The sequence below is a fragment of the Rhodococcus sp. (in: high G+C Gram-positive bacteria) genome (assembly GCF_049286785.1).
GTDB lineage: Bacteria > Actinomycetota > Actinomycetes > Mycobacteriales > Mycobacteriaceae > Rhodococcus_F.
Window position 1 is genome coordinate 1 of the sequence record NZ_JBAQEO010000035.1, and the last position, 5214, is coordinate 5214.

The following is a 5214-nucleotide window of genomic DNA, read 5'->3' on the forward strand; positions in this document are numbered from 1 at the left end:
CAACTCGGTAGGTAGCGGGCACGCCGGGCCTGACCCAATTGGGACTGCCATCCCGGCTTGGTTGACACCCAACCGGCGAGATTTGCAGACCGTCAGCAGCTACCTTGAATGAGCGCCTTAACGAAACCCACCGACTGATAGATGTATGTGTACTCCCACTCCGCGAGGCTGAAGTCGTACTCACGTGGGACGGGTCTCATGAGTACCTTTCCGGGAAAGCACTGCGAGAAGATGTAGCGGGCACGCGGTAGGTGGTATCGCCAGCTGATGACAAGCACACTGTCCCAGCCGTACCGAGACGCCAGCTCTCGAGTGAACAACGCCTCGCCGCGGGTAGTGGCGGGAGCCGGGGGGACACAAGTAACCGAAAACGACTTCGGCCTCGTATCACACACTTTCGACATCGCCTTCGTTGTGTGCGTGTAAGGATTCGACAGAACAACATTCTTGGACACGCCTTGCTCAGCGAGCCGAATTCCGTACTCGACGCGACCGTCGTGGTCGCCACCCAGCACGATGATTGCATCGACGGGTTCTATCGCATCAACACGCGCATGGTTGTACAGCACATAACCACTCGCTCCTACAAATGTCACTGCCACTACAACAGCAACTGCCAGCCCGAGCATCAAGTTCCGAAGCCGACCCACACAGTGAGAGTAGGCGATAACGGCGTCCAACGCCCCCTGCCCCTGACCCGCCGCGTAATGACACGTGACCCACAACTACAAAGGCGGCGTGAAGTTCTTCCGCGTCGCCGCCCGCCGCAGCAAACTCACCTTGCTCGATCCCACCGCCGACTTGCGCGTGAAGGACCCCTGCGGATTCAGGGACGGACCCGCCGAGCGTGGGGCAAAACGATTGTCGACGCACTGGAACGCGGCCAACCGAAACGGCACTGAACGAGGCCCTCGTCCGCGCCTTCGAGGGCAGGTCCCAGGCATCTCGGTGCCAGCACTCAGTTCGAGTGACCGATCGCGCATCAGGGCCGACCCAATCCGCGATACGTCCAGCCGCTGTCACGCCACTGTGCGGGGTTGAGGCAATTTCGGCCGTCGATAAGCACCTTCTTGCGAACCACCGCGTCGAGGTCGGCGGGCTGAAGCTTCTGGAACTCAGGCCATTCGGTCAGCACCAGGACGACGTCGGCCCCCTCGCAAGCATCCAACGCGGTGTCCGAGTACCCGAGCGTGGGGAACAGCGCCCGCGAATTGTCCATTGCTTTGGGGTCATACACGTTGACGGCAGCGCCCTGAAGCTGAATCTGACCGGCGACATTCAGTGCGGGCGAATCACGCACATCGTCGGAGTCCGGTTTGAAAGCCGCACCCAGTACCGCGACCCTCGCGCCCAACAGTGAACCGCATGCTTCGCGCGCGAGTTCGACCATGCGGGTTCGACGGCGCATGTTGATGTTGTCTACCTCACGGAGGAATGTGAGAGCCTGATCGGCACCGAGTTCGCCTGCCCGTGCCATGAAAGCTCTGATGTCCTTGGGTAGGCAACCACCTCCGAAACCCAGTCCTGCGTTGAGGAACCGGCGGCCGATGCGCGCATCGTGACCGATTGCGTCGGCCAGCACGGTCACGTCCGCTCCTGCAGCCTCGCACACTTCGGAAATTGCGTTGATAAACGAAATCTTGGTCGCAAGGAATGCATTTGCTGAAGTCTTGACGAGTTCGGCGGTAGCGAGATCGGTAACCACGAATGGGATATTCTCGTCGAGAAGTTGTGAGTACACCTCGCGAGCAACGCCTTCTGCGCGACCTGGACGGTCACGGTCGGTACCGAGCACCAATCTATCGGGGTGGAGGGTGTCCTGAATCGCGAACCCTTCGCGCAGGAACTCCGGATTCCACGCAATTTCGAGACTGTCTCCCGCTGGGGACAATTCACGTGCTCGGATACCCAGACGTTCCGCGGTTCCAACAGGGACGGTGGATTTTCCGAAGATCACCGCCGGCCCCGTGATGAGCGGAGCCAGGCTCTCGATCACCGCGTCAACGTACCTAAGGTCCGCAGCGAACTCACCCTTCTTCTGCGGTGTGCCGACGCCGAGGAAATGTACATCGGCGAAGGCGGCTGCTTCTTCGTACGACGAGGTGAACCGGAGGCGACCGGCAGCGATGTTACGCCGCAGGACCTCTTCGAGTCCCGGCTCGTAGAAGGGCACCTCGCCGGATTCCAGCCTCGCGAGCTTGGCCACATCAACGTCGACTCCAAGTACGTCATGCCCTAGCTCCGCCATGCATGCGGCATGGGTGGCGCCAAGGTAGCCGGTACCGAAGACGGCGATACGTTTAGTCATGCGAGCTCACTATCAGGAGAGGTCTGTGGACAGAAAGGGTCTTATGCACGAATGATCGACAGGTGTTCGCGGTACCACAAGACTGTTGACGCAATTCCTTCGCGAAGACCAACTTTCGGCTCCCAACCAGACTGTCGGAGCTTCGTCACGTCAAGCAACTTTCGGGGCGTGCCATCGGGCTTCGACGTGTCCCACTCGATTCGTCCGGTGTATCCGACTTCATCTGCAACGATCTGCGCGACCTCTTTGATCTTCATGTCCTCGCCGGTGCCGACATTGACGTGTTCTGGACTGTCATAGTTCTCAAGCAGATGAAGGCAGGCGGCAGCCATATCGTCAACGTGAAGGAATTCGCGGCGGGGCGACCCGGAACCCCAGTTCGTTACAGATTTCACACCACTGCGGCGAGCATCGTCGTAACGACGGATGAGGGCCGGGAGAACATGCGAGCCGTCTGGCGAAAAGTTGTCACCCGGACCGTAAAGGTTCGTAGGCATCGCCGAAATCCATGGGAGTCCATATTGGCGGCGTACAGCTTGGATCTGGAGGACGCCAGCTATCTTAGCAATCGCGTAGGCATCGTTGGTGGGTTCGAGATGACCAGTGAGTAGATATTCCTCTTTGATTGGCTGCGGAGCTAGCTTCGGATAGATACAGGATGAACCCAGGAACAACAGCCGCTCGACACCGTGCTCCAACGCCGCGTCGAGCACGTTCACCTGGATGCGTAGGTTCTCGGACAAGAAGTTGACGGGGTAGGAGCTGTTGGCCATGATACCCCCAACCTTCGCTGCGGCCAGTACTACGGTGCGAGGCTTGTGATTCGCAAAAAACTCGAACACGGAAGCTCTCTCGCGAAGATCGAGTTCACTCGAGGAACGACCGATAAGGTTCACGAATCCACTTCTTTGGAGTTGACGCCAAATCGCCGAACCGACAAGGCCACGATGGCCCGCCACGTAGAAGGGGGCAGCTCGATCGAGCAAGAACGGGTCAGACATCACAGTACTCCCCAGTCGGGGTGTGCCGGCGCGTCAATCCACGGACGGCCCTCATGCTTGAGCGCCTCGATATCAGCGTTGACCATGATTTTTGCCAGCTCCGGGGTGTGGACCGAGGCCTTCCAGCCTAGCTTTTCCTCCGCCTTGCTCGCGTCACCGATCAGAGCGTCGACCTCAGTAGGGCGAAGGTAGCGCTCGTCGAAGCGCACGTACCTTTCCCAGTCGAGGCCGGCGTGCTCGAACGCTACGGTGAGGAAATCACGGACGGAATACCTTCCGCCCGTAGCCAAGCAGTAGTCATCCGGCTCGTCCGCCTGCAACATGCGCCACATGCCTTCGACGTACTCCGGGGCGTATCCCCAGTCACGGACGGCGTCAAGATTACCCATATATAGGTCCTTATCAACCCCCGCCTTGATGCGCGCGACAGCGCGCGTGATCTTACGTGTCACGAAAGTCTCTCCACGGCGGGGCGATTCGTGGTTGAAGAGAATTCCATTGACGGCGAATATCCCGTAAGCCTCGCGGTAGTTCTTGGTAACCCAGTACGAGTAGACCTTGGCCGCACCATACGGAGACCGTGGGTAGAACGGAGTCTCCTCGTTCTGCGGCGGCGGCGTGGCACCGAACATCTCCGAGCTCGACGCTTGATAAAACTTGCAGTTCAACCCGGCAAGCCGCACAGCCTCCAAAAGTCGAACCGATCCGATTCCTGTGGTGTTCCCGGTGTGCTCTGGCTCATCGAAACTCACGCGCACATGCGACTGCGCGGCCAAATTGTAGACTTCGTCAGGCGCTATCTGCGCAAGGAGAGTTACGAGGCGAGCGCCGTCACTTAAGTCACCGTAGTGAAGGAATAGCCGTGCTTCCGGGTCGTGCGGGTCCACATACAGATGATCGATTCGCGACGTGTTGAAGGTAGAAGCCCGACGGATCAGACCATGGACTTCATACCCCTTCCCAAGCAGCAGTTCCGCCAGATAGGAACCGTCTTGACCGGTAATGCCGGTAATTAATGCTCGCTTCATTACTTCCTCTCCTGAGGCTAAAAACCAAGACTACAAACAAATCTCATACCCGCGCGCAACCACCAGGCGAGGGTGAACACGGAACTAGTCAATGACACTTGCGAACATCGCACGACTCCTCACGTGATGTGATCCTCGCGTCGGGCCGCGCACCTAGGTCATGCCCAGCCCGGATGCTCACGTACAGGACCCAGCTATCCGTCACACTGGCACCGAACCAAGAAGGTCCTTCTTCCGAACGGCGGGCACACCTGCATAGAGACCATCTGGTTCCGTGTCGACCGTAACGACCGATCCGGCAGCGACCACGCATCCCGATGCAATAGTCACGCCACCCAAAACCACCGCGCGTGCGCCGACCCAAGCACCGTCGTCGATAACGATTGGCCGAGAAGCGGCCAAACCAGCTCGCTGTGCCCGAGCGCCCATGTCATGAGATGAGGTGCACAACATCACTTGCTGACCAATCGCACAGTGCTCGCCAATAGTCACTTCAGCAACATTGTCAATCCAGACACCTTGATTGAGTATCGAATACCGGCCGATTTTCAATCGGTGAGTCTCGATGTGCACGCCGGGGAAGACATTCACCCTCCCGGCCTTCGCAATACCTAGCAGTCGCAGCAGTCCGTACCTCAAGTCGCGTGGAACCAATGCCGACCCGAGTATTCGATTAGCGAGCAAGTTCCAACACATTCGGTTGACATCTTGCGTGAGACGATCCGCATAGGGGCGCATCATGTAATTATGCAGTACCATCGCCTGCGGGGCACGCCGACCGGCTTACGCTCATTCCCTCCCTGTGAAGTACGATAGAAAATTCGAGCGCCGACAAGATGCCCAGCGGTAGAGGAACGACAGTCCCCGCCCCTCAAAC

General features: G+C 58.7%; 5 protein-coding genes. All 5 read right to left on the reverse strand.

Annotation, left to right across the window (positions count from 1 at the left end; translation table 11 throughout):
* Window positions 1-92: 92 nt before the first annotated feature.
* Window positions 93-629, reverse strand: coding sequence for a YdcF family protein (locus WAW17_RS01600; RefSeq protein ID WP_422331282.1), 537 nt, complete (start codon window positions 627-629; stop codon window positions 93-95).
* Between the two features lie 353 nt (window positions 630-982).
* The gene (locus WAW17_RS01605; RefSeq protein ID WP_422331283.1) at window positions 983-2308 is read right to left on the reverse strand and encodes a UDP-glucose dehydrogenase family protein; all 1326 of its coding nucleotides are present in this window, start codon (window positions 2306-2308) and stop codon (window positions 983-985) included.
* A 41-nt stretch (window positions 2309-2349) separates the two neighbouring features.
* A complete protein-coding gene (locus tag WAW17_RS01610; protein ID WP_422331284.1) occupies window positions 2350-3309 on the reverse strand; it encodes a GDP-L-fucose synthase family protein in 960 nt (319 codons plus the stop codon).
* Window positions 3309-4337, reverse strand: coding sequence for a GDP-mannose 4,6-dehydratase (gene gmd, locus WAW17_RS01615; protein ID WP_422331285.1), 1029 nt, complete (start codon window positions 4335-4337; stop codon window positions 3309-3311). Before gmd ends, WAW17_RS01610 begins: the two co-directional genes overlap by 1 nt.
* Window positions 4338-4538: 201 nt before the next feature.
* On the reverse strand, window positions 4539-4928 hold the full coding sequence (locus WAW17_RS01620) for an acyltransferase (protein ID WP_422331286.1): 390 nt from the start codon (window positions 4926-4928) through the stop codon (window positions 4539-4541).
* Window positions 4929-5214 lie beyond the last annotated feature (286 nt).

Bases quoted from the DNA above. Each gene is read 5' to 3' on its own strand.
- WAW17_RS01600 (WP_422331282.1), bottom strand. From the start codon at position 629: ATGCTCGGGCTGGCAGTTGCTGTTGTAGTGGCAGTGACATTTGTAGGA.
- WAW17_RS01605 (WP_422331283.1), bottom strand. From the start codon at position 2,308: ATGACTAAACGTATCGCCGTCTTCGGTACCGGCTACCTTGGCGCCACC.
- WAW17_RS01610 (WP_422331284.1), bottom strand. From the start codon at position 3,309: ATGTCTGACCCGTTCTTGCTCGATCGAGCTGCCCCCTTCTACGTGGCG.
- gmd (WP_422331285.1), bottom strand. From the start codon at position 4,337: ATGAAGCGAGCATTAATTACCGGCATTACCGGTCAAGACGGTTCCTAT.